Origin of the sequence: Halalkalicoccus sp. CG83 (assembly GCF_037081715.1) — an archaeon.
Lineage (GTDB): Archaea > Halobacteriota > Halobacteria > Halobacteriales > Halalkalicoccaceae > Halalkalicoccus > Halalkalicoccus ordinarius.
On record NZ_JAZDDH010000002.1, the window covers coordinates 526,956 to 549,599 of the forward strand.

General features: G+C 68.0%; 30 protein-coding genes and 1 tRNA gene. 16 read left to right on the forward strand and 15 right to left on the reverse strand.

Annotated elements, in window-relative coordinates:
- Position 1 precedes the first annotated feature (1 nt).
- The 8 genes from V0Z78_RS16320 to V0Z78_RS16355 form a co-directional block, all read right to left on the reverse strand.
- Entirely contained in the window at positions 2–640 is a 639-nt protein-coding gene (locus V0Z78_RS16320; RefSeq protein ID WP_336345731.1) for a cob(I)yrinic acid a,c-diamide adenosyltransferase, read from the reverse strand.
- 295 nt (positions 641–935) lie between these two features.
- Positions 936–1,199: a helix-turn-helix transcriptional regulator gene (locus tag V0Z78_RS16325; RefSeq protein ID WP_336345732.1), complete on the reverse strand. Its 264-nt coding sequence runs from the start codon at positions 1,197–1,199 to the stop codon at positions 936–938.
- Between the two features lie 157 nt (positions 1,200–1,356).
- Positions 1,357–2,052: an adenosylcobinamide amidohydrolase gene (locus V0Z78_RS16330; RefSeq protein ID WP_336345733.1), complete on the reverse strand. Its 696-nt coding sequence runs from the start codon at positions 2,050–2,052 to the stop codon at positions 1,357–1,359.
- Positions 2,045–3,055 carry a pyridoxal phosphate-dependent aminotransferase gene (locus V0Z78_RS16335; RefSeq protein WP_336345734.1) on the reverse strand — a complete coding sequence of 337 codons (1,011 nt, stop codon included), beginning with the start codon at positions 3,053–3,055 and terminating at the stop codon, positions 2,045–2,047. The genes V0Z78_RS16330 and V0Z78_RS16335 overlap by 8 nt, the downstream gene beginning before the upstream one ends.
- Before the next feature lie 8 nt (positions 3,056–3,063).
- Positions 3,064–3,639 (reverse strand): NTP transferase domain-containing protein, encoded by a 576-nt coding sequence (locus V0Z78_RS16340; RefSeq protein ID WP_336345889.1) that lies wholly within the window; start codon positions 3,637–3,639, stop codon positions 3,064–3,066.
- The gene (gene cobS / locus V0Z78_RS16345; protein WP_336345735.1) at positions 3,639–4,376 is read right to left on the reverse strand and encodes an adenosylcobinamide-GDP ribazoletransferase; all 738 of its coding nucleotides are present in this window, start codon (positions 4,374–4,376) and stop codon (positions 3,639–3,641) included. Before cobS ends, V0Z78_RS16340 begins: the two co-directional genes overlap by 1 nt.
- Positions 4,367–5,269 carry an adenosylcobinamide-phosphate synthase CbiB gene (cbiB, locus tag V0Z78_RS16350; RefSeq protein WP_336345736.1) on the reverse strand — a complete coding sequence of 301 codons (903 nt, stop codon included), beginning with the start codon at positions 5,267–5,269 and terminating at the stop codon, positions 4,367–4,369. The genes cobS and cbiB overlap by 10 nt, the downstream gene beginning before the upstream one ends.
- Positions 5,269–5,889: an HAD family hydrolase gene (locus V0Z78_RS16355; protein WP_336345737.1), complete on the reverse strand. Its 621-nt coding sequence runs from the start codon at positions 5,887–5,889 to the stop codon at positions 5,269–5,271. Before V0Z78_RS16355 ends, cbiB begins: the two co-directional genes overlap by 1 nt.
- 92 nt (positions 5,890–5,981) lie before the next feature.
- Between V0Z78_RS16355 and V0Z78_RS16360 the strand changes: the two genes are divergently transcribed.
- The gene (locus V0Z78_RS16360; protein ID WP_336345738.1) at positions 5,982–6,155 is read left to right on the forward strand and encodes a hypothetical protein; all 174 of its coding nucleotides are present in this window, start codon (positions 5,982–5,984) and stop codon (positions 6,153–6,155) included.
- A gap of 154 nt (positions 6,156–6,309) precedes the next feature.
- Here the strand turns inward: V0Z78_RS16360 and V0Z78_RS16365 are convergent, their stop codons facing one another.
- On the reverse strand, positions 6,310–7,509 hold the full coding sequence (locus V0Z78_RS16365) for a M24 family metallopeptidase (protein WP_336345739.1): 1,200 nt from the start codon (positions 7,507–7,509) through the stop codon (positions 6,310–6,312).
- Positions 7,510–7,663: 154 nt separating this feature from the next.
- Between V0Z78_RS16365 and V0Z78_RS16370 the strand changes: the two genes are divergently transcribed.
- From V0Z78_RS16370 to V0Z78_RS16385, 4 genes are all read left to right on the forward strand, one after another.
- Positions 7,664–9,088, forward strand: coding sequence for a dihydrolipoyl dehydrogenase (locus tag V0Z78_RS16370; RefSeq protein WP_336345740.1), 1,425 nt, complete (start codon positions 7,664–7,666; stop codon positions 9,086–9,088).
- Positions 9,089–9,113: 25 nt separating this feature from the next.
- On the forward strand, positions 9,114–9,443 hold the full coding sequence (locus tag V0Z78_RS16375; protein ID WP_336345741.1) for a phage repressor protein: 330 nt from the start codon (positions 9,114–9,116) through the stop codon (positions 9,441–9,443).
- A 44-nt stretch (positions 9,444–9,487) separates the two neighbouring features.
- Entirely contained in the window at positions 9,488–9,976 is a 489-nt protein-coding gene (locus tag V0Z78_RS16380; protein ID WP_336345742.1) for a VOC family protein, read from the forward strand.
- Positions 9,977–10,128: 152 nt separating this feature from the next.
- Entirely contained in the window at positions 10,129–10,668 is a 540-nt protein-coding gene (locus tag V0Z78_RS16385; protein ID WP_336345743.1) for a metal-dependent hydrolase, read from the forward strand.
- Between the two features lie 17 nt (positions 10,669–10,685).
- Here V0Z78_RS16385 and V0Z78_RS16390 read toward each other — a convergent pair whose 3' ends face one another.
- The 3 genes from V0Z78_RS16390 to V0Z78_RS16400 form a co-directional block, all read right to left on the reverse strand.
- Positions 10,686–10,964, reverse strand: coding sequence for a DUF3006 domain-containing protein (locus V0Z78_RS16390; RefSeq protein WP_336345744.1), 279 nt, complete (start codon positions 10,962–10,964; stop codon positions 10,686–10,688).
- The gene (locus V0Z78_RS16395) at positions 10,961–11,899 is read right to left on the reverse strand and encodes a ComEC/Rec2 family competence protein (protein WP_336345745.1); all 939 of its coding nucleotides are present in this window, start codon (positions 11,897–11,899) and stop codon (positions 10,961–10,963) included. The genes V0Z78_RS16390 and V0Z78_RS16395 overlap by 4 nt, the downstream gene beginning before the upstream one ends.
- Positions 11,900–12,504: 605 nt before the next feature.
- Positions 12,505–12,993: a type IV pilin N-terminal domain-containing protein gene (locus V0Z78_RS16400; RefSeq protein WP_336345746.1), complete on the reverse strand. Its 489-nt coding sequence runs from the start codon at positions 12,991–12,993 to the stop codon at positions 12,505–12,507.
- 591 nt (positions 12,994–13,584) lie between these two features.
- Here V0Z78_RS16400 and V0Z78_RS16405 point away from each other — a divergent pair.
- The gene (locus V0Z78_RS16405) at positions 13,585–13,839 is read left to right on the forward strand and encodes a hypothetical protein (RefSeq protein ID WP_336345747.1); all 255 of its coding nucleotides are present in this window, start codon (positions 13,585–13,587) and stop codon (positions 13,837–13,839) included.
- 21 nt (positions 13,840–13,860) lie between these two features.
- On the opposite strand, the gene V0Z78_RS16410 is transcribed toward V0Z78_RS16405, so the two are convergent.
- Positions 13,861–14,094: a hypothetical protein gene (locus V0Z78_RS16410; protein WP_336345748.1), complete on the reverse strand. Its 234-nt coding sequence runs from the start codon at positions 14,092–14,094 to the stop codon at positions 13,861–13,863.
- A gap of 223 nt (positions 14,095–14,317) precedes the next feature.
- On the opposite strand from V0Z78_RS16410, the gene V0Z78_RS16415 reads away from it, so the two are divergent.
- The 6 genes from V0Z78_RS16415 (at position 14,318) to V0Z78_RS16440 (ending at position 18,851) form a co-directional block, all read left to right on the forward strand.
- A complete protein-coding gene (locus tag V0Z78_RS16415; RefSeq protein WP_336345749.1) occupies positions 14,318–14,458 on the forward strand; it encodes a hypothetical protein in 141 nt (46 codons plus the stop codon).
- A complete protein-coding gene (locus V0Z78_RS16420; RefSeq protein WP_336345750.1) occupies positions 14,455–14,745 on the forward strand; it encodes a hypothetical protein in 291 nt (96 codons plus the stop codon). The genes V0Z78_RS16415 and V0Z78_RS16420 overlap by 4 nt, the downstream gene beginning before the upstream one ends.
- Positions 14,746–14,925: 180 nt before the next feature.
- Complete coding sequence (locus tag V0Z78_RS16425) at positions 14,926–15,300, forward strand: ATP-binding cassette domain-containing protein (protein ID WP_336345751.1); 375 nt, start codon at positions 14,926–14,928, stop codon at positions 15,298–15,300.
- A 196-nt stretch (positions 15,301–15,496) separates the two neighbouring features.
- Positions 15,497–15,790: a hypothetical protein gene (locus V0Z78_RS16430; RefSeq protein ID WP_336345752.1), complete on the forward strand. Its 294-nt coding sequence runs from the start codon at positions 15,497–15,499 to the stop codon at positions 15,788–15,790.
- Between the two features lie 106 nt (positions 15,791–15,896).
- On the forward strand, positions 15,897–17,657 hold the full coding sequence (locus V0Z78_RS16435) for a glycoside hydrolase family 13 protein (protein WP_336345753.1): 1,761 nt from the start codon (positions 15,897–15,899) through the stop codon (positions 17,655–17,657).
- A gap of 243 nt (positions 17,658–17,900) precedes the next feature.
- Positions 17,901–18,851, forward strand: a complete 951-nt coding sequence (locus V0Z78_RS16440) for a phytoene/squalene synthase family protein (RefSeq protein WP_336345754.1) — start codon at positions 17,901–17,903, stop codon at positions 18,849–18,851.
- Positions 18,852–18,913: 62 nt separating this feature from the next.
- Here V0Z78_RS16440 and V0Z78_RS16445 read toward each other — a convergent pair.
- A tRNA-Tyr gene (locus tag V0Z78_RS16445) sits at positions 18,914–18,987 on the reverse strand.
- Between the two features lie 132 nt (positions 18,988–19,119).
- Here V0Z78_RS16445 and V0Z78_RS16450 point away from each other — a divergent pair.
- From V0Z78_RS16450 to ftsZ, 3 genes are all read left to right on the forward strand, one after another.
- Positions 19,120–19,608, forward strand: coding sequence for a double zinc ribbon domain-containing protein (locus V0Z78_RS16450; protein WP_336345755.1), 489 nt, complete (start codon positions 19,120–19,122; stop codon positions 19,606–19,608).
- Between the two features lie 170 nt (positions 19,609–19,778).
- Positions 19,779–19,961: a ribbon-helix-helix domain-containing protein gene (locus V0Z78_RS16455; protein ID WP_336345756.1), complete on the forward strand. Its 183-nt coding sequence runs from the start codon at positions 19,779–19,781 to the stop codon at positions 19,959–19,961.
- Between the two features lie 2 nt (positions 19,962–19,963).
- On the forward strand, positions 19,964–21,115 hold the full coding sequence (ftsZ, locus tag V0Z78_RS16460) for a cell division protein FtsZ (protein WP_336345757.1): 1,152 nt from the start codon (positions 19,964–19,966) through the stop codon (positions 21,113–21,115).
- Positions 21,116–21,140: 25 nt separating this feature from the next.
- On the opposite strand, the gene ncsA is transcribed toward ftsZ, so the two are convergent.
- Positions 21,141–22,124, reverse strand: coding sequence for a tRNA 2-thiolation protein NcsA (gene ncsA / locus V0Z78_RS16465; RefSeq protein ID WP_336345758.1), 984 nt, complete (start codon positions 22,122–22,124; stop codon positions 21,141–21,143).
- A 115-nt stretch (positions 22,125–22,239) separates the two neighbouring features.
- Here ncsA and V0Z78_RS16470 point away from each other — a divergent pair, with 115 nt between their 5' ends.
- A complete protein-coding gene (locus V0Z78_RS16470; RefSeq protein ID WP_336345759.1) occupies positions 22,240–22,518 on the forward strand; it encodes a hypothetical protein in 279 nt (92 codons plus the stop codon).
- Positions 22,519–22,644: the final 126 nt, after the last annotated feature.

Consider the following 22,644-nt stretch of genomic DNA (forward strand, 5'->3'; position numbering starts at 1 on the left):
CTCAGTACTCGGTACCCTTCCGGGCGCCCTGGCCGGCGTCGATCATGTGTCGCTCCTTTCGGACGTTCGTGATCAGGTCGGCGTGCTCGTAGAGATACTCGGGCTTCGAGTGGCCGCCCGTCAGGACGAGCTCCAGATCGGGGTCCTTCGACTCGACCAGGTCGACGACGTCCGCGGGCTCGATCAGTCCTCGATTGGCGGCGTAGAGCACCTCGTCGAGGATCAGCATGTGGTGCTCGGGCTCCTCGCAGAGTCCGCGAGTGCGCTCGAGACCGGCCCTCGCGCGGGCGGCGTGTGAGTCGTCGTCGCTTCCGTCGGAGAAGCCGTGCCAGCCGAACTCGCCGGTGGCCTCGTGGGTGAACGTCGGCAGGCGCTCGATCGCGTTGTACTCGCCGCGGACGTTCTCGACGCTCCCGGCGCCGCCCTTCATGAACTGGAGCAGGTGGACGCGATAGCCGTGGCCCGCGGCGCGAAAGCCCATCCCCAGCGCCGCGGTGGTCTTGCCCTTCCCGTCGCCCCACCAGACCTGGACGCAGCCGAACTCCTCGGGCTCGGTAGGTTCGATCGCGTGGGCGGCCGGCGTGCGGCGTTCCTGCTTCTCGCCTCGGTCGTCGTCGGAGGTAGGTGAATCGGGTGTCATCGGATCGTGAGGTGGCCGTCGGGGTGCGATGCGTTCAACGCCGGTACGTTCCCTCCCGGCTAAAGTCCCGACGGTTCGCAGTGGACGGGAGTGACGGAAGAGCACGCTTCACGGCAGCGTTATGCTCCCGCCGAGCCGTCGGATACTCGTTAGCTCTGCGAATCGGACCTTCGGTTGCGAGAATCATCGCTCGAAGTAACGCCACGGACGCGATGATTTCCGGGTCGTTTTCCTCCCCGGTAGGACTTCGGGGGACGGGTACTCGATGCCTCTTCGGAGGGGAGCCGAATCGCGTTCAGGCCGGTGCTGGCTGGGCTGCCGTTTCGCCCGCCTCCGAGAGGGTGTAGATGCGCTGTCGGGCATCCCTGAACGAGATCCGTACCTCGATCAGTCCTTCCTCCTCCAGTCGAGAGAGTGCGTATCGAGCCGTCCGAGCCACCAACAACGACTCCTCTCGGATCTCCCGCTGGGTGAGCGAGCCGTGTCGCTTCAGGGTGACGAACACGAGCTTCGCGCTCGGGGGCAGATCCGATAGCCGATCCGTTGGAGACGCGTCCATCGTGTTCCGTCATGGCCGGGCGTTCCGGGAAACCGTTTCGCGCTCGTGCGTATCGTTCTCACAACCGAGAATCGATATTCCCCTTCGAGCAAACGGGGACTGATCGGTGATCCGTTTCGGCTGCCCCGTGTGCGCGGTCGAGGAGGTCGATACGCCCTCACGGGACGAACACCTCCGCACGCTCGGTCGTCTCGATCCCGTACTCGGCCCCGGCGACGGAGGTCGGACGCTCCCGATCGGCGTAGCGCGACTCGAGGCTCGCGGCCACCGCCTCGCGAACGCACGCGCGTGCCGCGGCACCGACCTCGGTCGCGCTGCCGGTGAACTCGCGTCGCTCGCCGGCGGGGTCGCAGGCGACGACCACCGCGTCGGTCGTCGTGCCCGGGACCCCTACCTCGGCGAGCAGCGTCGCCGCCTTCGCCTCCGCCGCGATCGCGACGAGGTTCGCGAACGCCCCCGCCGGGAGGGCGCGCTCGGTGCCGAGAAGGACGTTCACGGTGCCCGTCTCTCCCCTCGCCTCGTCGACGCTCGCCTCGCCCGACGGCTCCATCGGCAGCGCCGCGGGGTTCGAGACGCCCGCGGTCACGACCGCCTCGACGGGACCACAGCGTGCTCCTCTGGCGTGTTCGAGGTCGACGCCCGTCAGCAGCGTCGGCCCCGCCGGCTCGAACCCGGCCACGCGGCGCCGCTCCGCTACGTACGTCTCGAGGTCCGTCCGCTCCCAGCCATCGGGCACCGAGACGTTGTAGGCGACGGGACCGTCGTGGCGGCCGCCCGACGGTCCCGTGCTCAGCCAGCGCGTTCCGGGACGACGGAGCCGCAACACGCCCTCGCGCACCCGCGTCTCAAACATCGAGAAGGACGTCGAGCAGCCGGTCGTTCTCCTCGGGGAGCCGGACCGCGACGCGCAGGTGCGAGTCGAGCCCTCGGAAACTGCGCGCGTCACGGGCGGTTATCTCCGCCGCGCGGAGCGCGGAGAGCACCCTATCGACGCCGGGGTCGGCGACGTCGAGCAGGAGGAACGGCGCCTCGGAGGGGTGGACCTCGTAGCGCTCGGCGAGCGCCGCCGCCATTCGGTTTCGCTCGCTCGCCACCCGCTCGCGGGTCTCCTCGACGAACGACTCCTGGCGCATGCAGTGGGCGCCGACCTCGGCGGCGGGCGTCCCCAGGTTCCAGGCGGGCCGAGCGCGCTCGAGCCGGTCGGCGAACGGGTCGGACGCGGCCAGGAAGCCGGCGCGAAGCCCCGGCAGGCCGAACAGCTTCGTCAGCGAACGCGCCACGACCGCCCCCTCGCGGCCGGCGAGCGACGGCCGGTCGGTGAAGCCGAGAAACGCCTCGTCGACCAGGAGCACGGTGTCGGTCGCCCGACACCGCTCGAGGAGGTCGAGGAGTTCGTCCGGGTCGTAGGCCGTCCCGGTCGGGTTGTTCGGGTTGCAGACGATCGCCATCGCGTGGTCGGCCGGGTCGGCCGCGAGCACCGCGTCGTGCGGTACGCGCTCGACGCGAGCGCCCTGGAGTTCGACCTCGCGTTCGTACTCCCCGAAGCTCGGATACGGAACCAGCACGGAGTCGCCGGGCTCGACGAACGCGCCGATCGCCAGCCGGATGCCCGCGAGTCCACCCGGCGTTGGCACCACTCCTCGGGGCTCGCAGCCGACGTACTCGCCGGCGACGCTCCGGTAGGCGGCGTAGTCGTCGGCGGGATAACGCTTCGACGCCGCGAGTGCTTCCTCGTAGACCCGTGTCACGCCCGTCGGAACCTCCGGGTTGACGTTCGCGCTGAAGTCGGTGATCGTCGGATCGGTACATCCCCCGTGTGGGACGCGCTCGACCCGCCGTGTCGCCTCCGGATCCATGGAGGGGCTCACACCTCCCCGAGGTTAGTATCGTTCGCTCCGAGCGACAGGAGCCGTTCGGCGACGACGGCGTCGCGGGCACGGTTGACGTTGACGGCCAGCCGGGGGTCCTCGCTCACCTCGATCCGGTCGTCGCCCCCGTCGACGACGTTGAGCCCCGTCGGCGCGAGCTCCCGTCCCTCGTGCTCGAACGCCGTGTCGACGCTCACCCCGAGTTCGCGCTTCAGCGCCGCCGGCACACAGACGGTCGTCGATTCCCCCTCGTGTCGAGCGAGCACGGCGTCGACGGCGTCGAGTGCCAGAAGCGGCAGGTCCGCGGCGGCGGTGAGGACGGATCGGTCGACCCGATCGAGCGCGCAGTCGAGATCCGCGACGTAGCCCTCGCCGGGCGTCCCGATCGTCGAGACGCGCCCCTCGAGATGCGCGCGGGTCTCCGGCGCGTTCGGCGAGACCACCGCGTAGACGTGATCGACCGCGCTGTTGGCGAGCGCCTCCAGGACGCGATCGACCATCGCCCGCCCGTCGATCTCGACGAGCGGCTTCTCCTCCTCGAGCCCCAGGCGGGTTCCGCGCCCGCCGCACATCACGAGAGCGTCCACGCGACCACCCCCGCGTGAAGCGCCACTACCCGAGCGAGCTCATTGGTCGCGCCCAACACGTCGCCGCTCACGCCCCCCAGTCGGCGGTTCGCCCACCGAAGCGCCAGGAGCGCGACCCCCAGCGCGCCGACGAACGCGGCCGTCGACGCGGGGACGAGAAGCAGCGCCGCCGGCAGCGAGACCGCGAGCGGGCCGAGCGCTCTCATCGATCCCCCGCCGGTCACCTGCGAACCAAGCCCCTCGTGGGCCGGCTCGCCGAGGCAGGCGACGGCGGCCATCGAACACTTCGCGCCGACCTCGCTCGCGAGGACGATCGCCGCCGCCGCCGCGAGGGGGAGCGCCGCGAGCGCGAGTCCCGCGAGCGCGAGCGCCGCGACCGTGGCGACGAGCGCGAGCACCGCCCCCACGCCCGTCGTCGTGTCCGTCATCGCCTCGCGGCGCCTCCCCGGCGAGCCGTGGACGACGGCGGCGTCGCCGAGGTCGGCGAGCCCGTCGGCGTGGTTGACACCGGTGAGGAGGTAGACCCCGGCGACGAACGCGGCCGCGACCGTGGGTTCGGGGACGGGAAGCGCGAACGCGGGCGCGAGCAGCGCTCCGACGACGTAGCCCGCGAGCGCGAACGCCTCGGGCGTACGACGAAACGCCTCCCAGGCCCGTTCGTCGTGGCCGACCGGCAGCCGCGTGAGGAACCCGAGCGCCCCTCTGAGCGCGTTCAGCGCCACGCGATCGCCCCCGCGATCAGGTAGGCGATCGCCCCCGCGACGGCGACGATTCGCACCCCGCACAGCCCGGTCTCGACGTCCGGTAGGTCGGCGCTCGGGTTCAGCGCGTAGACGCCCGGTTTCTCGAGGCGCGCGTCGAGAACGGCCGCCAGCGTCGCCATCGGCCAGCCCGAGTTGGGCGACGGTGGTTCGCTCGCCCACCGGCCGGCCGCACTCGCCGCGGCCGGCCGCCGGGCCGCGAGCGCGATCAGGAGCGCGCTCGTGCGGGCGGGAAGCCACATGACGAGGTCGTCGAGGCGCGCGCTTGCCGTCCCGTGGGGCTTCGAGGGGTAGCCGAGCATCGAGTCGAGCGTGTTCACCGCCTTGACCCACGCGGCCGCGCCCGCCCCGAGCGCGAGCGAGACGGGCGCGAGGAGGGCGAACGCGCCGAGGGGGGCGACCAGCCCGTCCGCGAGGTTCTCGGCGGCGCTCTCGACGGCGGCGCTTCGGACTTCCTCCGATGAAAGCCCGCTCGCCTCGCGGCCCGCGAGCGCCAGTAGCTCCCCGCGGGCGGCATCGAGGTGAGGGTCGCTCTCGACGATCACCTCACGGGCGACCGCCAGCAACATTCGCAGGCTCGTCGTCGAGAAGAGGGCGATCCCCGCCGCCAGCGCTCCGAGGGCGCCGTGTCTCCGCCGCGCGAGCGCGACTGCACCGCCGGCGACCGCCGCCGCACTCGCCGGGGCCACGAGCGCGACCGCCCCGCCGGCGAGGCGCGGTCGCGACCACTCCCGATCGGCCCACGCGACGGCTCGTCCGAACCAGGCGACGGGATGGACGCGTTCCGGCGGCTCGCCGACAACGAACTCGAGACCGGCCGCGAGCGCGACCGCCGTCGTTCCGAGCGACGCCATCAGATCTCCTCCAGCAGCGCGGGCACCTCGGCGAGCGTCGTCCCGTCGAGGACGATCGCCCGGCCGCCGCAGGCCTCGATCCCGCCGTCGGCCTCGGGGGAGTCGCCGACGTGGACGAGTTCCTCGACCGGGCGCTCCAGCTCCGAGGCGATCGCCTTGAACGCCTTCGGATGGGGCTTTCTCCAGCCACAGCCGACGCTCGAGACGACCGCGTCGAAGTCGTCGCGCGAGAACGCCGAGCGGATCAGGGTCCGGGAGACGAGTTCGGGGACGCTACAGTTCGAGAGCACGCCCACGGGCCCGCGTTCGCGGCCGGCCTCGACGGCCTCGACGGCCCCTTCGCGGGTGCGGACCTCGGGGTCGAACGCCGCGACGACGGCCCGGCGTACGTCGCCGGGGACGGCCTCGACGCCCCGGGAGCGAAGCGCCGCGGCGACGTGCGCTGGAAGGGGAACCTCCGCGCCCTCGGGTGCGTCGACGTGGGGCGTCCGGTAGGCCTCGGCCCAGCCGTCGGGCACCCGCACTCCGCGAGCGTCCAACTCGTCGGCGATCGCCCGCGCGGGATCGGCGGGTTTGGGCGCCTCGACCAGCGTCCCGAACAGGTCGAACGTGACTGCCACGCCCGTGTGATCGGCGAACGCGGACTTGAATCGCTCGATCGACAGGGCCCCGTCGGGCTAACGGCTATACGAGCCCCTGTTCAACCGCGTCCATGAGCGACGTCAACGTTGCGCTCGCGCTGGTCGGCGGGCTGGGCCTCGTGCTCGGTCTCGGGGCGGGGCTGTCACACCGGGGCGTGCGGGTCGTCTCCGAGTCGATGATCGCGCTCGCCGTCGGCGTGATCGCCGGGTCGCTGGGAGCGGGTCTGCTCGATCCCGCGGCCTAGGGCGATCCGATCAGGCTGGTCGAGCAGGCGGCCCGGCTGACGATCGCCCTCGCGGTCACCCGGGTCGTGCGGACGTCGCGTTCGCGCCGTGACTGCGACCGGTTCGCCGAGATCGAGATCGACGTCGATGCCCCGTTGGCGGGAGCCGAGTCGGTCACCGGATCACGTTCGCCTCGAGGTCTCGCGGGAAGTAGGTCAGCATCTCGATACCGTCATCGGTGATCGCGACCGTATCCGAGTGTCGATAGCCCGCCTCCTCGGTGTAGAGCCCCGGCTCGATCGTGTAGACGTGGCCCGGCTCCATGACGGCGTCCCTCTCCTCGTAGCTCGTCGCCTCCGCCTCGCAGTGGGCACCCCAGCCGCGATCGACGTACGGCGGCTCGTGGCCACCGAGGCCGATGTTATGCCCGACGTGGTGGCGCGCGAGGTCGGCGACGCCCTGCTCCTCGAAGTACTCCCACACCGCGCGATCGACGTCCGCGATCCGAACCCCGGGTCCAAGCGCCTCGATGGCGATCGTCTGTACCTCGCACATCAGCTCGAAGTAGTGTCGCCCGTCGTCGTCCGGTTCGCCGACGAACATCGTCCGCTCTAGCTCGGAGCGGTAGCCGTCGACGTTCGCGCTCGCGCCCGTGATCAACACGTCGCCCTCTTCCAGGTACCTGTTCGCGGTGTGGCCGTGGGGAAGCGCCGTCTGCTCGCCGCTGATGAACCCCGCGTGGACGGGCCCGTCGCCGCGCGTCCGGGGGACGTACCGGTCGCCGAGCGCGTCGAGCATCGCCCGCGAGGCCTCGAGGGAGGCGCGCTGGCTCGCGGTCGCGGGGTGGGCGCCGGGCTCGACGTACTCGGCGAGATGGCGGTGCCCGAGGTTCGCCCACTTCGCCGACTCGCGGATCAGCTCCACCTCCGCGTCGGACTTCGCCCAGCGCATCCGCGCCACCCACGACCTCGGCTCGCTCTCGAGAAACTCGGAGAGTTCGGGCCCCTCGTAGCCCATGGTGCCGGGCGCGCCGTCTGCGTCGGCGACGACCGAGTCGGCGCCCATCTCCCGCAGCATCTTCACTACCGTTTCGATCGGCTCGCCGCCGGGGTAGTCGAAGTAGCTGTGGACCCGGTCGATCCTCGAATTTCCACTCACACGTTCGACCTCGAGTCGAGGGACGGTGATCTCGCAGCGTCCGGGGGTGACCCCGAGGACGACGGGGCGTTCGGTCTGGAGGTGGGCGAACCCGATGAGGTACTCGATGCTCGTCGCATCGAACCAGACGCCGGCGTCGGCGTCGCTCTCGGCGATCCGCTCGCGGACGCTCGTGAGTCGCGCGTCGAACTCGCGTTCGGGGAGTCGCGTCGGCATACCGCGCGTTCGAGCACGCGTCGCTTATACCCTCGGCCGTACGTCCGTAGGAACGAAGGCGCTTAGATCGGTCTCCGTTCTACCGGTCGTCGTCGGAGTCGCCCCTCCGTCCGCCGGCCCAGCGCTTACCTACCTCTCGACCGTCGGTGCTGCCATGCAGGAGTTCGACCTGCTGATCGTCGGCGGAGGATCGGGGACACAGGTGGGGTCGCTCGCGGCCGAGCGCGGGATGAGCGTCGCGGTCTGCGAGCCCGGCCCGCTCGGCGGCGCGTGCATCACGCGGGGCTGCGTACCCTCGAAGGCGCTGATTCGGCGGGCGGATGCGATCCGGCAGGCCCGCGACGCCGACCGGTTGGGGATCGACGTCGAGGTCGACGACGTGGATCTGGACGCGATTACGAGCGAGGTCCGCGAGACGGTCTACGAGAAGGCCGAACACCAGGCGGAGAACCTGCGCGAGTCAGACGACCACACCCTCTTCGACGGACGGGCGCGGTTCGTCGACGACCGGACCGTCGAGATCGAGGGCTACGACGAGCGAGTCCGTGGCGACCGTGTAGTCGTCGCCGTCGGCGCCGAGACCACGGTGCCGCCGATCGACGGGCTCGAGGACGCTGACTACCTCACGAGCACCGACGCGCTGTATCTCGACGAGCGGCCCGACGAGCTCGCGATCATCGGCGGCGGCTACATCGGCGCCGAACTGGGCCACTTCTACGAGACGATCGGCTCCGAAGTGACGATCGTCCAGCGCTCGGACGCGCTCGTCCCCCGCGAGGACGGCGAGGTCCGCGAGGCGGTCACGGAGTCGTTCGCCGACCGCGAGCGGTGTACGCTCCACGTCGGCCGCGAGGCGACCGCGGTCGAGGAGCGCGGCGATCGGATCGCGATGTTCGCGGAGGGCCAAGGGGAAGAGGTCGAGATCGAGGCCGACGAGCTGCTGGTCGCGGGCGGTCGGAAGCCGGCGACCGACGACCTCGGCTGCGAGGCGGCGGGGATCGCGCTCGACGACGCGGGCTTCGTCGAGGTCGACGAGACTCTCGAGACCACCGCCGAGAACGTCTGGGCGTTCGGCGACGTCATCGAGGGACCGATGTTCAAGCACGTCGCCGACCACGAGGCACGGGTCGTCGCCGCCAACGCCGTCGCGGAGCGCGGCGAGGAGATCGAGTACGAGGGGGTCGCTCACGCCGTCTTCACCTGGCCACAGGTCGCCGCCTGCGGACGGACCGAGGAGGAACTCGAGGAGGAGGGACGGGAGTACGAGCGCGCGCGCTTCGAGTACGATTCCGCGCCGCTGGGGTTGGTCTCGAAGGAGAACGGGTTCGTGAAGGTGCTCGCCGAACCCGACGGGACGGTGCTCGGCTGCCATATCGTCGGCCCCGAGGCCGCGACGCTGATCCACGAGGTCGCGGTCGCCGGCCGCGTCGGCGAGGGCAGCGTCGATGAGATCGCCGAGGCGATCCACGTCCACCCCGCGCTCAACGAGGTCGTGCTCGGCGCGTTCGACGAACTCGCGGATCCGCCGCTCTCGACGGCGCCCGACTGGAGCGACGTCTCGATGGAGCCGGGGGACTAATGACGACGCGCCCGAAGCGCCGTGCATGGGCGACGAGAGCGAGACGGACGACGACGGCCTCCTGAGCCGGCTGTTGCGCGGGGGATTCCGGCCGCAGAAGACCCGGCTGCGGATCGACTGGATGACCAACTCCGACGAGCGGATCATGAAGCATCTCGCGGCCGACGGCCCGGCGACGCCTGCGACGATCGCCGCGAGCCTCGAGAAGAGCGCCGAGTACGTCGCCGATCGGTGTCGCCAGCTCGAGACGCGCGACCTGCTCGCGACCTCCGGCAACGAGTACCGCCTCGCCGAACGCGGGGAGGCGTATCTCGCGGGCGAGATCGGCGCCGAGGAGCTGAGCGACGGGGAGTGACCGATATCCGAACGCCTACGGGACTGACGACCGAACGCCCGGTCGTGTCGAAATCGTACCCGCGCGGCGTCGCCCACGTCGGCGTCACCGTCCCGGAGATCGAGGAGGCGATCGACTGGTACGAGTCCGTCCTGGGGTTCGACCTCCTGATGGGTCCCCAGGAAATCGAACACGGCGAGGAACACATCGGGGAGCTCTGTGCGGACGTCCTCGGGGAGTTCGAGACGGTCAGGATCGCACACCTCTCGACCGGTGACGGGTTCGCCGTCGAGTTCTTCGAGTTCCCCGCGACCGGGGAGAACGAGGTCGATCCCACCGACTCGGGCTACTTCCACCTCTGCGTGATCGACCCCGAGATCGAGGCGCTCGCGAACGAGATCGAGGAGTCCGGCGGCGAGCACACCTCCGAGGTCTGGGAGCTGTTCCCCGGCCAGGAGTACCGGATGACCTACTGCGAGGATCCCTGGGGCAACGTCGTCGAGATCTACACCCACCGCCACGAGCGGATCTACAGCAACCAGGGCGACTACTGAGTCCGATCGACGCGGCCCGAGACTTCATTCCCTTCGTCCGCCGGTGACGACGGTTCGACGTGTCCTCCGATGCACTCTCGGGCCTCGTGTCCGTTCGAGATCGAACGAACCCTAGGCGGGTTTTTGCCGCCGGCCACCGTACCCCACGGCCGATGCTGCCACCGGTCCACGTCGCGGTCGGCTACCTCTGTTACGCGGCGCTGGTTCGCCTGCGCGGGGCGGGCACGCCCGGCGGACGGGCGACGCTCGTGGCCGTCCTCGCGGCGGCGCTCCCGGACCTGATCGACAAACCGCTCGACTGGCTCGGCGTCGTCGCCGTCGGACGGACGGTCGGCCACTCGCTGTTGTTCGCGGTTCCGCTCGTCGCGCTCGTCCGGACCCTCACCCGTCGGGCCGACGAGCGGGAGTTCGGCATCGCGTTCGCGACGGGTTACCTCTCGCACGTCGCGACGGACGTCCCGTGGCACCTGCTCTCGCGCGAGTACCACGAACTCGGCTTCCTCCTCTGGCCGATCACGCCGATGCCCCCCTATACGGGAACGACGACGCTCGCCACCCTCGGGGGAACGGAGGTGTCGACGCTGTGGCTCGAGGCGGCGATCCTCGTCGCGGGCGTGGCGCTGTGGATCCGCGACGGCAGTCCGGGAGTCGGAAGCGATCGTGAGGAGTCCTCCTCGAATCGCCTCCGTTGAGTCCTGAAGTTCCGCGATCAGTCGCCGTCCTCGTCGGGTCGGCGCGAGAGCCGGTCGAAGCGGCTCTGGGTGCGCTCGCGCCGTCGTCGCGTGCGTTCGGGGTCGAACTCGAGCTCCTCGATCCGGCCGTCCCGGAGCGTGAGTTCCAGCACCGCCCCCTCGCCGCAGTCGTCGGGAAGCTCCTCCTCCTCGACGTGGCGTTCGCAGACGACCTCGTCGTCGTCCTCGAGCAGGCAGACAGCCAGCCCCTCCTCGATCCGGTCGACCGTCGCGACGTAGGTGCCGTCCCCGGTCACGCGATCGCCCCCGCGGTGTGGAACGGCCCGACGGTGGACGCGGCCGCCGGCGTCGTTCGGGCTGTCTCCTCGTCCTCGTCGACCGGCGGTTCGCCGCGGATCTCCAAGGGATCGGTCGTCGCGTCCGTCTCGGCCTCGACGCTCAGCTCCTCGCCGTCGCTTTCGACGACGGTCGTGCCGTGAACGGCCGTCCAGTAGGTCTCGATGCCGCGTTCGTCGAACGCCGTCAGCACCTCCTCGTGGGGGTGGCCGTACTGGTTCTCGTAGCCGCTCGAGACGATCGCGTACTCCGGATCGACCCGGTCGAGGAACGCATTGGACGAGCTGGTCGAACTGCCGTGGTGGCCCGCCTGGTAGACGTCGGCCTCGAGCGCGTCGCCGTGCTCGTCGACCATGCGCTGCTCGCTCTCGCGCTCGGCGTCGCCGGTCGCGAGGAACGCCGTCTCGCCGTGGGTCACCCGCACCGAGAGGCTGTTGTCGTTGAGGTCGTCGTCCTCGCGCTCCTCGGGGGGGCTGAGCACGGTCGTCCCGCCGGCGAAGTCGATCTCGTCGCCCGACTGGCCCCTGATCAGGTCGACGTCGTGCTCCTCGACCGCGTCGAGGTAGCTCTCGTAGGTCCCGGAGGTGCTGGAGACGCCGGGGTCCCACACCTCGCCGACGCCGTCGCGTTCGGTCTCGTAGTGCTCGATCACCGCCGCGTGGCCGCCGATGTGGTCGGCGTGGGCGTGGGTCGTCACGAGGTAGTCGATCCGCTCGACTCCCTGGGACTCGAGGTAGGCGATCACGCGATCGCCGTCGTCGCGCCAGTCGCCCGAGTCGATCAGCATCGTCTCCTCGGGGCCGATCAGGAGGGTGGCGTCGGCCTGTCCGACGTCGATCGCGTGGATCTCCAAGTCGCCCTCGGCGGTCTCGGCCTCCTCGACGGTCGTCCCCATGTCCTCGCCTCCGCTCGGTTCGTTCGGCACGCTGTTGGCGTCAGGATCCTCCTCCGTGGATTCTCCAGAGTCGCTGGCGCCTGACGGGTCGTCGGATGACTCGTCGGCATCGGAGCTATTGTCGGTCGCACCATCGTCATCTGTATCGCTCGAATCACTGTCGTCCGATTCGTCGGCTACGGTCGGCTCTTCGTCGCCCTCGCCGTCGGCAGCGTCAATCCCGACACCCGCACAACCGGCCACGATGACCGCGAGTACGACCATGAGAACTAGGACGACCTGCTGCGCCGACCACCCTCCTGGAGCACCCATTATGACGCTCTCTCACCTCGGGAAATTGATATAGGTTTTCGATCAATTCGTGGAACATTCCATATACTAAATTATATATCTATGCTCTGTTAAGGGTAGCTTCCTAAAAGCTCATATCGAACATTGAGTCCCTTAGAGTCGCTAGGGCACTGTCAAAAGACTCTCCGGCCTAATTAAAAATTCTACTTTAAAGAATTATAAAGCACTCTATTTTGAATACACTTATTAAGATCTCAAAATATACATAAATGAGAAAGTAATATAAGACTCGAATAGCAAAACAGCTTGTATATTTAGTTCACTTCGTAACTTGTTAGAACACTCGAGCTTCCTCCATCCGGCGATTGCCAGATAACTCTAATTTCATCTCCAGAGTGGAAAGCGTCATCAGTTCCATCCGTTTGGCCTGTATGGAATGTGATGCTTGCACCGGCAGAGACCTCTCCTTCTGCATCTGACCAATCACTTATACCTTCAGAGGGATTGTTCGTAGCCTCAAAGGTAATATTGAGAAGGTCTTCGGATAACGTATCGCCACCGCTGTGTTCCAAGGTAACAGTAATGTCTCCATCTGTCGATCCAGTTTGGCTCCAGTTATACGTTGCATTTGGTGTTGTATTACCCATATTATCTCCAAGACCCAGCACGAACGCGCCGATGACTGCCGCTAGGATCACCGTGATGGCGACCATCAGGATGACGCCGATCACGGGCGATACGCCGCGGTCCTCTCCGCCGTCGAAGAGGCCCTTCACTTTCTTTCCGAGTGTTTTCAGTTCCATGGTTGGTTAGGACACGAGCGATCTGGGAGCGCGACGTTCCATCCGACAGCGCGTTCCAGCGATTACTGATCGCCGACGCCGCGTCTTTCCGCCGAACGCTCGTGCTTGCTTACTTACATATAATCTAAGATATATAATACTTACGGGGTATCTAATCAGTGAGTTTAAAACCACTAAACGTGATAAAAAACTGGTGACGGGACCCGGTTCGGTATGTTCTCTCCGTCTCGATCGAGCACGCGCTTCCGGTTCGATGGCGTCCGTCTCGCGTCCCCGCGTCGGTTCGGCCGAGCCGACCGAACACGCCTCCTTGCGAGCGCAACCTACTCGATTAAATATACGTGACGCCAGTTGACGCTGTGGTACACGTCACCTGCGATGAGTGTGGATCGGAACAGCCGTTCAGTCTGCTGCGGCCGAAGTGCGAGGCGTGCGGCTCGGTGTTCATCACCGACGGCTGAACCGCGGCGGACCCCGGTCTCTCGTTTCGGCCGCCGGTGTCACCCTCGATTCCTGACGGGCGGAGCGACGAAGGCCAAAAACTATGACAGACGTCACCGTACGTGACGGTGCGCGAGGGATCGAGAACCCATGGAATCCACCTCCGACACGCTCGAAGAGGTAAAGGCGCTGCTCGAGTCGGGATGGACGGTCGACTGGGGCGGGCGCACCGGCGCCGAATACCCGCCCAACCAGCGCATCGTGGAGTTCGAGAAGAGTCTCGACGACGAACCCTACACGCGCGTCCGGAAGCTCCACCTCCTCGAGAAGGACTACGAGGAGGTCGAGAAGCTCCGTGAGGACAACGAGGGCGACGACGCCGACGCCGCGGACGACGAGGAGTAGGCCGGCGTCGCCCTCTTCCGATCACTCCTCCTCAACCAGGTCGGGGCCGGTACCGTCGCTCGTCCGGAGGGAGCCCTCCCTGAGCGCCTCGCAGATCTCCTCTCGACTCCACGTCTCCCATCGTCTCGCCGGACAGTTGGCGTCGACGATCGTCGTCTCGAGGCTCCCGTCCTCGTGGATGACGTCGACCGTCAGCGTCGATCCGTACTCGTCGACGAGCTCCGTCCCGGGCGTGAGGGTGTGGTTGGCTGTCATGGTGCGGGTTCACGTCCACGGTCGAGGGAGCGCTCGAAGAGCCAAACCGACGAGGGCTGCCGTGGCCAGCCGTTGAGGTGGGGGGTCCGTGGCGTTCGCGAGCGCGACGACCGTCCTCCGAGCGCTCGCCACCGCGCCGTCGTCCGCGCCAACCGAGCGCCGGACGCCATCAGCCCTCCCGCCTCCCGAAGCGAATACGTGCTCCGGGCCGTACGGTACGGACATGTCCACCGAGAACCGGGACGCGAGACGGAGACGACACGGGCCGGCACCCGACGAGGAGGGGCCCAGGGGCGTGTTGACCGACGGTCCGCCGGGACGCGCGGTCGCCGGTTTCGCGACCAGCGGAGGTGTCCGCGGATGAGCGGTCCGATCGACGCCGGCGGCGTCGGAACCACCGGCGGGATGCCCTACGTCTCCGAGACGGTCGAGGAGACCCCCGACTCGCCGGGGGAGCTGTATCGCGTCGAGACCTACGTCGAGCACGCCGATTCCGTCATCAGGACGGTCTACTACCTCCCCGGCGGGGAGCTCCACGACTTCTTCAGGGAGTACCGGCTGACCGACGAGCGCGTGATCGACGTCAGGCCGGTCGCCCCCGAGGACGCCGAGGCCGAACTCGAGGCCCATCGACGGGAGGACGCGGAGTAGCCGGCCGGTCGGTCGAGCGCCGAGTCGCCTCCGACGGCAGTGATGCTCCCAGGAACGATGCGCCTCCTTGGGGGAAGCGATGTGTCCGGTGGCCCCTCCTACCGACGCGTCGGTCGTCGGCTCGAAGCCGCATTGGACGGCCCGTATCATGGCTGAAGACATCGTGGCGATTTCGAGGAGATGTACGAGCTGTTCCCGATGCTCGACCCGCTCCGATCGAACCGGGGGCGGAACCTGAGCGGCGGCGAGCAGCAGATGGTCTCGGTGGCCCGCGCGCTCGTCCAGCGACCCTCGTTGCTCCTGCTCGACGAGCCGACCGAGGGGCTCGCCCCGGTGATCGTCGACGACCTCCGGGAGATGCTCCACGAGGTCGTCTCCCAGGACGTGACCGTGCTGCTCTCCGAGCAGAACGTCAACTTCGCGTTCGATCTGGCGACCCGCTGCTACGTCATCGACACGGGCTCGATCGTGTTCGAGGGATCGATCGAGGCGCTCCGCGACCGCGAGGACCTCCTCGAGCAGTACCTCGCCGTCTCCTCGGAGGACGTGGCCTAGATCGACCCGGCCACCGAGACCGAGGAGCGGCCCGTAGCGTCGTCGACACCCCTGCCCGACTGGTAGGGTGTGACGCTCATCGTCCTCCCCGACGTGTCTTCTACATGAACGAAACCGTTCTCGCCGCTGGAGTCACGATCACGACACGACCGACGTCTCACGGAGGGCCGTTCGTCCCGCGGGAGGGTGGACGCCGATGAGGGCACGCGGCCGGGCGCGTGCGGATCGCGACTCCGATGGCTTCGACGGATCTCCCTACGCGTGTCCCGACTGCCGGCGGGATATCGATCCCGCGAGTACCACCATCGAGAGCGGCGTCGTCTACGGGGTGTGTTCCGGGTGTGGGAGGACGATCGGCTTCGCCGATCGGTCCGCGAGCGCCGAACTCGCCGAACGCTGGTCGATCGACCCGGTCGACGGAGCCTCCTCCACGCCGCTGCGCGAGGAGGTCCCGTCGGCGGAGGCAACCGTCTCCGAGGACCGCTGCTGAGCGACGTTCTCGAGACGGCAGCCGTATCGGTCGCCGACGCGTCGGACGGGACCCCCGCGGGATCCGGTAGCAGTCTTTTTGTTCCCCTGGCGAGTCCGTTCGGCGAATGACCGACCCCGAGATCGAGCGACGGTGGTGGAAGGAGGCGGTGGTCTACCAGATCTACCCGCGATCGTTCAACGACACCGACGGCGACGGCGTCGGCGATCTGTCGGGGATCATCGAGAAGGTCGACTACCTCGCTGACCTCGGGGTCGACGTCGTCTGGCTCAACCCCGTCTACGAGTCACCCAACGCCGACAACGGCTACGACGTCTCCGACTATCGCGCGATCATGGACGAGTTCGGCACCATGGACGACTGGGAGGCGCTGCTCGAGGAGCTCCACGACCGCGACATGCGCCTCATCATGGACCTGGTGGTGAACCACACCTCCGACGAGCACGAGTGGTTCGTCCGCTCGCGGGAGGGCGACCCCGACTACGCGGCGTTCTACTGGTGGCGCGAGGGAAGGGACGCCGACGCCGTCGAGTGGGAGAGCGAGGAGGGACCCGAGGACGAGGCCCCGCCGAACGGCTGGCAGTCGATCTTCGGCGGGCCGGCGTGGGCCTACGACGACGACCGCGGGGAGTGGTATCTCCACCTCTTCGACCGGAAGCAGCCCGATCTGAACTGGCGGAACGGAGACGTCCGCGAGGCGGTCTACGAGATGATGGAGTGGTGGCTGGAGAAGGGGATCGACGGCTTCCGGCTGGACGCCATCGCCCACCTCGCGAAGGCGGAGGGGCTGCCGACCGATCTCGGCGAGTCGATGAACGGCACGATAACGTACGCCGGCAACGCGCCCGGCGTCCACGAGTACCTCTCCGAGATGAACGACGCCGTCCTGGATCGTGAGCTCCTGACCGTCGGCGAGGTCGGCACCGAGACGGTTCCCGACGAGGACGTCCACTCGTACCTCGACCCCGAGCGGGACGGCCTCTCGATGCTGGTTCACTTCGAACACGTTAACATCGACCGCGAGGGCTCGATCTACGAGCCCGGCGAGTGGACGCTCCCGGAGCTCAAGGCGGTGCTCGACCGGTGGGACGCGCTCACCGAGGAGGAGGGCTGGGTCGCACAGTACCTCTCGAACCACGACCAGCCCCGTCAGGTCTCCCGGTTCGGGAGCGAAGAACATCGACGCGAATCGGCGAAGCTTCTCGGGACCCTGCTCCACACGCTTCGCGGAACGCCGTTCGTCTACCAGGGCGAGGAGCTGGGGATGACGAACTACCCCTGGACGTCGCTCTCGGAGTTCGAGGACGTCGCCACCCGCAACCCGGTCGAACGGGCGATCGAACGCGGCGAGGTCGAGAGCTTCGAGGAGGTCCGCGACGCCGTCGCCGCCGAGAGCCGCGACAACGGCCGGACGCCGGTCCAGTGGACCGCCGGGGAGCACGCCGGCTTCACCGAGGGCGAGCCCTGGATCGCGGTCAACCCCGACAAGGACGACGTGAACGCCGAGGCCGCCCGTGACGACCCCGACTCCGTCTGGCACTACTACCGCGAGTTGATCGCGCTACGCTCCGACGCTGTCGGCGACGTGCTCGTCTACGGCGAGTACGAACAGCTGACGCCCGACCACGAGTCGCTCTGGGTCTACACCCGGACGCTCGGGGACGAACGCCTGCTCGTGGCGCTCAACTTCTCCGATACCCCGACGGCCGTCGACCTCCCGACCGACGCCCTCGCCGACCTCGACGCGGCCGTCGATCTCCTGCTCGCGAACTACGGCGTCGAGGATCCCCTGACGACGGCGTCCGAACTCGCGGACGACGCGCTCGAACCCTGGGAGGCCCGCGTCTACCACGTCGATCCGGCGTGACGTCGGCCTGCTGGCTCCCCGGCCGGTCGGTCCGTTCCGATTTCGGCGGTTTCGAGGACCGACGGAACCGTCGTCGGTTCCGGTCACCGATCTCCGGCGTTCCGGGGGATCGACCTCACGCCACTGATCGACGCCCGGAGTGAGGGTTCGACTCGCTCCACGCTCGATTCGCCCTCGAAGGGACTTACTGGTAAGGTCGTTCGCTTTTGTCGGTTTCGTGTCTATCCCATAGTAGGATCAACGATGGGCCCTACTGACTCTCTCACCCGGAGCAAGGCGATTCACCGACGGACCGGACGAACGTTCTACGCCGCGACCCGGTTTCTCCCCCAGCGCGTTCGTCATCCGACGTACGTCCTCTACGCGTTCTTCCGGTCGGTCGACGAGGTCGTCGACGACCCGAACCCCCCGTCCGCGAACGACCGTCGGAGGACTCTCGAGGAGATCCGACGAACCGCCCTCGGCGAGCGTCCGACCGACGATCCGGTCCTCGAGGCGTTCGGGGAGCTTCGAACCCGCCACGATATCCCCGATCGGGAGGTGAACGAGTTCGTCGACGCGATGGCGATGGACGTCGACACCATCCGGTACGACACGTACGGCGATCTCGAGGCGTACCTCCGGGGATCGTCGGTCGCCGTCGCGTACATGATGCTGGCGGTGATGGACTCGATCGACTCCGTCGCCCGTCCCCACGCGAGGGCGCTCGGCGAGGCGTTCCAGCTGACGAACTTCCTGCGTGACGTCCGTGAGGACGTCCAGGAGTACGATCGCGTCTATCTCCCGCGTTCGATCCGCGAGCGCCACGGCGTCACCGAGGAGGACGTTCGAAACCTCGAGTTCACCCCCGGGTTCGCCGACGCGATGCGTGACCTGCTCGGTCGGACCGAGGAGCTGTATCGCGAGGGCGTCGCGGGCATCCAGTACCTCCCCGCTGACTGTCAGTTCCCCGTGTTGCTGGCGGCGGTGCTCTACGCCGAGCACCACCGACTGATCCGCGAGCGTGGGTACGACGTGCTCTCCGACCGACCCACGCTGACGTCTCGAAGACGGGCACGGGTCGTCCTCCGGACGTGGTGGCACTGGCGCCGACGCAACGACCCGGTCGCGGCGTTCGAGGCGGCCTCCGCCGTTCCGTCGGCGGACTCGGCGCTCGATAGACCGTCGGAGACGCCGACCGTCGACCTCGCCTGATCGTTCGAGGAGGATGGTCCGGCAAACGGGCTGCGTCCCGTCGTGACGGATCCGTGAGAAAGTCCGCTCTCCCCGATTCGAACGGGGGACAAGCCGATCTACAGTCGGCTGCTCTACCAGGCTGAGCTAAGAGCGGTCGACGTCTACCGGTCGGGGATTTTTCGACTTAAGCGTTGCTGTTCGAGGGGCCCGTTCCCATCGTCCGTCGTTCGTCGGACGCCAGCCTAAAGGCTGATATAGCCGGGTCGGGTTAGTACGACCGTATCGGATGAGCAAGATCACCTTCCGCGCCGACGACGACCTCGTCCGACGGATCGAGGCGCTCGAGGCCTCGAAGAGCGAGGTCATGCGCGAAGCCCTCCGTGCGTATCTGGAGGACGCGTCGGCCGGCGTCGACGCCGAGACCGAGGGCTCGCTCGACGCGCTGATCACCGAACGGATCGATCGTCGCATCGACGAACGGCTCACGACCGGAGCGTCGTCGGTCGACGTCAACGTCACGATCGAGGACGACCGAACGTCGTACGACCGTCGGTCGGCGACGGATCGAGAGCCCGAGCCGTCCGAGGCGCCGACGGACGGCCGTCACTGCAGACAGTGCGGCGAGACCGTCGATGAGGGGCACGTCTACTGTCCCAACTGCGGCGAGAAAGCCGTAAACAGGACGTTCTGCGACTGCGGCGACGAGGTTCGCTCGGACTGGGCGTTCTGTCCGGGCTGCGGCCGTCGTACGCCCGCCGCGGACGTGCTCGAGTAGTGTCGTACACGGGCCGGTAGTTTTAATAGTTCAGCGAGTTTCGGTAGGCCCATGTAAGACAGCGTCTTACGCGCTAACCGCCGATTCGTCACGGATGGGGCGAATCGCTCGGGCGTGTAAGACACACGAGACCGGTGCGCCGGCACTCGTCTTACAGGGGGAAGAACAACATGGAACGTGTGACACTGCGAATCCCGGAACAACAGATAGAAGAGGTCGAACGGATGGTCGAGACGGGGCAGTTCCCCAACCGGAGCGAGGCGATTCGCTCCGCGGTGCGGGAGATGCTCGACGAACGGGCCGCCCACCGAGACGCCCAGCAGACGCAGGAACGCCCCTGGGCGAAGGTGTAACGATGCAGGACATCGTTCGCGACGCTCTCGACAACGCCGAAGAGGAACAGAAGCGAAAGAGCGAGCTCAGCGGCGCCGACGACTTCGGCGATCCCCGGATCGTCATCGTCGGCTGTGGCGGTGCGGGCAACAACACCATCAACCGGCTGTACAACATCGGCGTCGACGGCGCCGAGACGGTGGCGATCAACACCGACAAGCAGCACCTTCAGATGATCGAGGCCGATACCAAGATCCTCGTGGGCAAGTCGCTCACCAACGGCCTCGGCGCCGGTGGCGACCCCGAGATGGGCGAGCGCGCCACCGAGATGGCGACCGGCACCATCGAGGAGGTGCTCGGCGATGCCGACCTCGTGTTCGTCACCGCGGGCATGGGTGGCGGCACCGGCACCGGCGCGGCGCCCGTCGTCTCGAAGATCGCGAAGAGCCAGGGTGCGATCGTCGTCGGGATGGTCTCGACGCCGTTTAACGTAGAGCGTGCCCGCACGGTGAAGGCCGAGGAGGGCCTCGAGAAGCTCCGCAACGAGGCCGACTCGATCATCGTGCTGGACAACAATCGTCTGCTCGATTACGTCCCGAACCTCCCGATCGGAAAGGCGTTCTCGGTGATGGACCAGATCATCGCCGAGACGGTCAAGGGGATCAGCGAGACGATCACCCAGCCCTCGTTGATCAACCTCGACTACGCCGACATGACCGCGATCATGAACCAGGGCGGCGTCGCCGTCATGCTCGTCGGCGAGACCCAGGACAAGAACAAGACCGAGGAGGTCGTTAACGACGCGATGAACCACCCGCTGCTCGACGTCGACTACCGCGGCGCCTCCGGCGGGCTCGTCCACATCACTGGCGGCCCCGACCTTACGCTGAAGGAGGCCGAGGGGATCGCCGACAACATCACCGAACGCCTCGAGGCGAGCGCGAACGTGATCTGGGGCGCACGCATCCAGGAGGAGTACAAGGGCAAGGTTCGCGTGATGGCGATCATGACGGGCGTCCAGAGCGCCCAGATCCTCGGGCCCTCCACCCAGAAACAGGCCGACCGATCGCGCGCGAGCATCAACGGCGAGCCAGCCGCCCCCAGCAGCGGCCCGCAGAGCGACGGCGGCCAGGACGAACTCGAGAAGAACAACGGTCTCGACGTCATTCGCTGACCGCGACGCGACGGCCCTCCCTTTCCTACGCCTCGAGCGCCTCGAGCAGCGAGCACTTCCGACAGACCTCGCGGGTCGTAGTCGAACCGCACTCGACGCACTCCTCGAGACCGTCGGTTCGGTCGTCACCGTACTCCCGCGCGACGACTCCCGCGAGCTCCTCGTAGCCCGCCATGATCGAGTGGCGGGTGCCGGGGTGGTTCTCCTCCAACCCGTAGAGCAGGCGCTGGATCTCGCCGCGGTAGGCCTCGTTCGAGTGGGGGCACTCGGTGATGTGGGCCGGCAGATCACGGAGATGGGCGTAGAGCGCGACCTCCTTCTCGGGGACGTCCCGGAGGGGCTTCGCGCGAGGAACGAACGCCTCGCCCTCGGTTCGCGTCTCGGTGCCGCTCTCGCGTTCGTCGAACGCCCCCAGCGAGGCGTCGAAGTGCTTCGCGATCTGGGCGAGATCCCCCTCGAGGAAGTTCATCAGCGCGGTCTGGGCCTCGTCGTCGAGGTTGTGGCCCGTCAGTAGCTTATCGGCACCCAACTCCTCGGCGTAGCGCGAGAGGGCGTCCCGCCGGAACACGCCACAGTACGCGCAGGCGGCCATGTCCTCGGGATCGTCCTCGACGACGTCGTCCATTCGGATCCCGAACTCCTCCTCGTAGCTGACGACCTCGTGGCGGATCCCCAGCTCCTCGGCGAGTTCGACGCAGGCCTCGAGGCTCTCGTCGCGGTAGCCCTCGATCCCCTCGTGGATCGTCAGCCCGACGATCTCGACGCGGGGGTCCTCGGCGAACGTCTCGTGGAGCACCTGCGTGAGGACGACGCTGTCCTTGCCGCCCGAGAGGCCGATCACCCACGTCTCCGGATCGTCGGGGGTCGCGTCGTCGGGGAGCAGCGAGTCCTCGCGGACCCGCCGGCGCACCCGTCGATCGACCGACTCGAGGAAGTGACCTTCACAGAGGTAGGCCCCGGAGTACGCCGCGTGCATGACCGACTCGCGGTCGCACTTCGTACACTCCATCGCCGACCCTTGCCCATCGGCGCGTATGACGGTTTCGCTCCTGCTATCGCTGGCCCGCGGCTTGACACCGCGAGGGTCGAAACGACGCCCATGTCACAGAACCCCCGCCGCGCTGATGGAGGACGCGGTCGTCCTCGAGCCGGTCCGGTTCGCCGACGGCACGCCCTATCGAAGCGAACCCGTCTGCGAGGCCAGCGAGGACGGCGATCCGGTCGCCGAGACCCATCTCGAGGAACGGGGTGACGACGCGTCGCCCCGGGCGGAAACCGTCAACGCACCGATCGACGCGGCGATCATCGACGGGGTCGTCGGGGGTACCGGGGTCGATCACGACGCGTTCTGGGCGATCGACCGCGTCCACGGCGGCGATCGTGTCGAACGAGCGATGGAGTAGATCGACGGGCGCTCGTCCGCCGAGGTCGAACGCTGAGGGAGGCGGAACCGATCTGATCCGATCCCTTACTGGATCGACCGAATCGAACTACGCCGAACCGAACCCGTTTTGCTCGTCGCCCGGCTA

What these genes read in the sequence shown, in the direction of transcription:
- V0Z78_RS16320 (WP_336345731.1), bottom strand. Translation starts at nt 640, where the DNA reads ATGACACCCGATTCACCTACCTCCGACGACGACCGAGGCGAGAAGCAG.
- V0Z78_RS16325 (WP_336345732.1), bottom strand. Translation starts at nt 1,199, where the DNA reads ATGGACGCGTCTCCAACGGATCGGCTATCGGATCTGCCCCCGAGCGCG.
- V0Z78_RS16330 (WP_336345733.1), bottom strand. Translation starts at nt 2,052, where the DNA reads ATGTTTGAGACGCGGGTGCGCGAGGGCGTGTTGCGGCTCCGTCGTCCC.
- V0Z78_RS16335 (WP_336345734.1), bottom strand. Translation starts at nt 3,055, where the DNA reads ATGGATCCGGAGGCGACACGGCGGGTCGAGCGCGTCCCACACGGGGGA.
- V0Z78_RS16340 (WP_336345889.1), bottom strand. Translation starts at nt 3,639, where the DNA reads ATGTGCGGCGGGCGCGGAACCCGCCTGGGGCTCGAGGAGGAGAAGCCG.
- cbiB (WP_336345736.1), bottom strand. Translation starts at nt 5,269, where the DNA reads ATGGCGTCGCTCGGAACGACGGCGGTCGCGCTCGCGGCCGGTCTCGAG.
- V0Z78_RS16360 (WP_336345738.1), top strand. Translation starts at nt 5,982, where the DNA reads ATGAGCGACGTCAACGTTGCGCTCGCGCTGGTCGGCGGGCTGGGCCTC.
- V0Z78_RS16365 (WP_336345739.1), bottom strand. Translation starts at nt 7,509, where the DNA reads ATGCCGACGCGACTCCCCGAACGCGAGTTCGACGCGCGACTCACGAGC.
- V0Z78_RS16370 (WP_336345740.1), top strand. Translation starts at nt 7,664, where the DNA reads ATGCAGGAGTTCGACCTGCTGATCGTCGGCGGAGGATCGGGGACACAG.
- V0Z78_RS16375 (WP_336345741.1), top strand. Translation starts at nt 9,114, where the DNA reads ATGGGCGACGAGAGCGAGACGGACGACGACGGCCTCCTGAGCCGGCTG.
- V0Z78_RS16385 (WP_336345743.1), top strand. Translation starts at nt 10,129, where the DNA reads ATGCTGCCACCGGTCCACGTCGCGGTCGGCTACCTCTGTTACGCGGCG.
- V0Z78_RS16395 (WP_336345745.1), bottom strand. Translation starts at nt 11,899, where the DNA reads ATGGGGACGACCGTCGAGGAGGCCGAGACCGCCGAGGGCGACTTGGAG.
- V0Z78_RS16400 (WP_336345746.1), bottom strand. Translation starts at nt 12,993, where the DNA reads ATGGAACTGAAAACACTCGGAAAGAAAGTGAAGGGCCTCTTCGACGGC.
- V0Z78_RS16405 (WP_336345747.1), top strand. Translation starts at nt 13,585, where the DNA reads ATGGAATCCACCTCCGACACGCTCGAAGAGGTAAAGGCGCTGCTCGAG.
- V0Z78_RS16410 (WP_336345748.1), bottom strand. Translation starts at nt 14,094, where the DNA reads ATGACAGCCAACCACACCCTCACGCCCGGGACGGAGCTCGTCGACGAG.
- V0Z78_RS16415 (WP_336345749.1), top strand. Translation starts at nt 14,318, where the DNA reads ATGTCCACCGAGAACCGGGACGCGAGACGGAGACGACACGGGCCGGCA.
- V0Z78_RS16420 (WP_336345750.1), top strand. Translation starts at nt 14,455, where the DNA reads ATGAGCGGTCCGATCGACGCCGGCGGCGTCGGAACCACCGGCGGGATG.
- V0Z78_RS16425 (WP_336345751.1), top strand. Translation starts at nt 14,926, where the DNA reads ATGTACGAGCTGTTCCCGATGCTCGACCCGCTCCGATCGAACCGGGGG.
- V0Z78_RS16430 (WP_336345752.1), top strand. Translation starts at nt 15,497, where the DNA reads ATGAGGGCACGCGGCCGGGCGCGTGCGGATCGCGACTCCGATGGCTTC.
- V0Z78_RS16435 (WP_336345753.1), top strand. Translation starts at nt 15,897, where the DNA reads ATGACCGACCCCGAGATCGAGCGACGGTGGTGGAAGGAGGCGGTGGTC.
- V0Z78_RS16440 (WP_336345754.1), top strand. Translation starts at nt 17,901, where the DNA reads ATGGGCCCTACTGACTCTCTCACCCGGAGCAAGGCGATTCACCGACGG.
- V0Z78_RS16450 (WP_336345755.1), top strand. Translation starts at nt 19,120, where the DNA reads ATGAGCAAGATCACCTTCCGCGCCGACGACGACCTCGTCCGACGGATC.
- V0Z78_RS16455 (WP_336345756.1), top strand. Translation starts at nt 19,779, where the DNA reads ATGGAACGTGTGACACTGCGAATCCCGGAACAACAGATAGAAGAGGTC.
- ftsZ (WP_336345757.1), top strand. Translation starts at nt 19,964, where the DNA reads ATGCAGGACATCGTTCGCGACGCTCTCGACAACGCCGAAGAGGAACAG.
- ncsA (WP_336345758.1), bottom strand. Translation starts at nt 22,124, where the DNA reads ATGGAGTGTACGAAGTGCGACCGCGAGTCGGTCATGCACGCGGCGTAC.
- V0Z78_RS16470 (WP_336345759.1), top strand. Translation starts at nt 22,240, where the DNA reads ATGGAGGACGCGGTCGTCCTCGAGCCGGTCCGGTTCGCCGACGGCACG.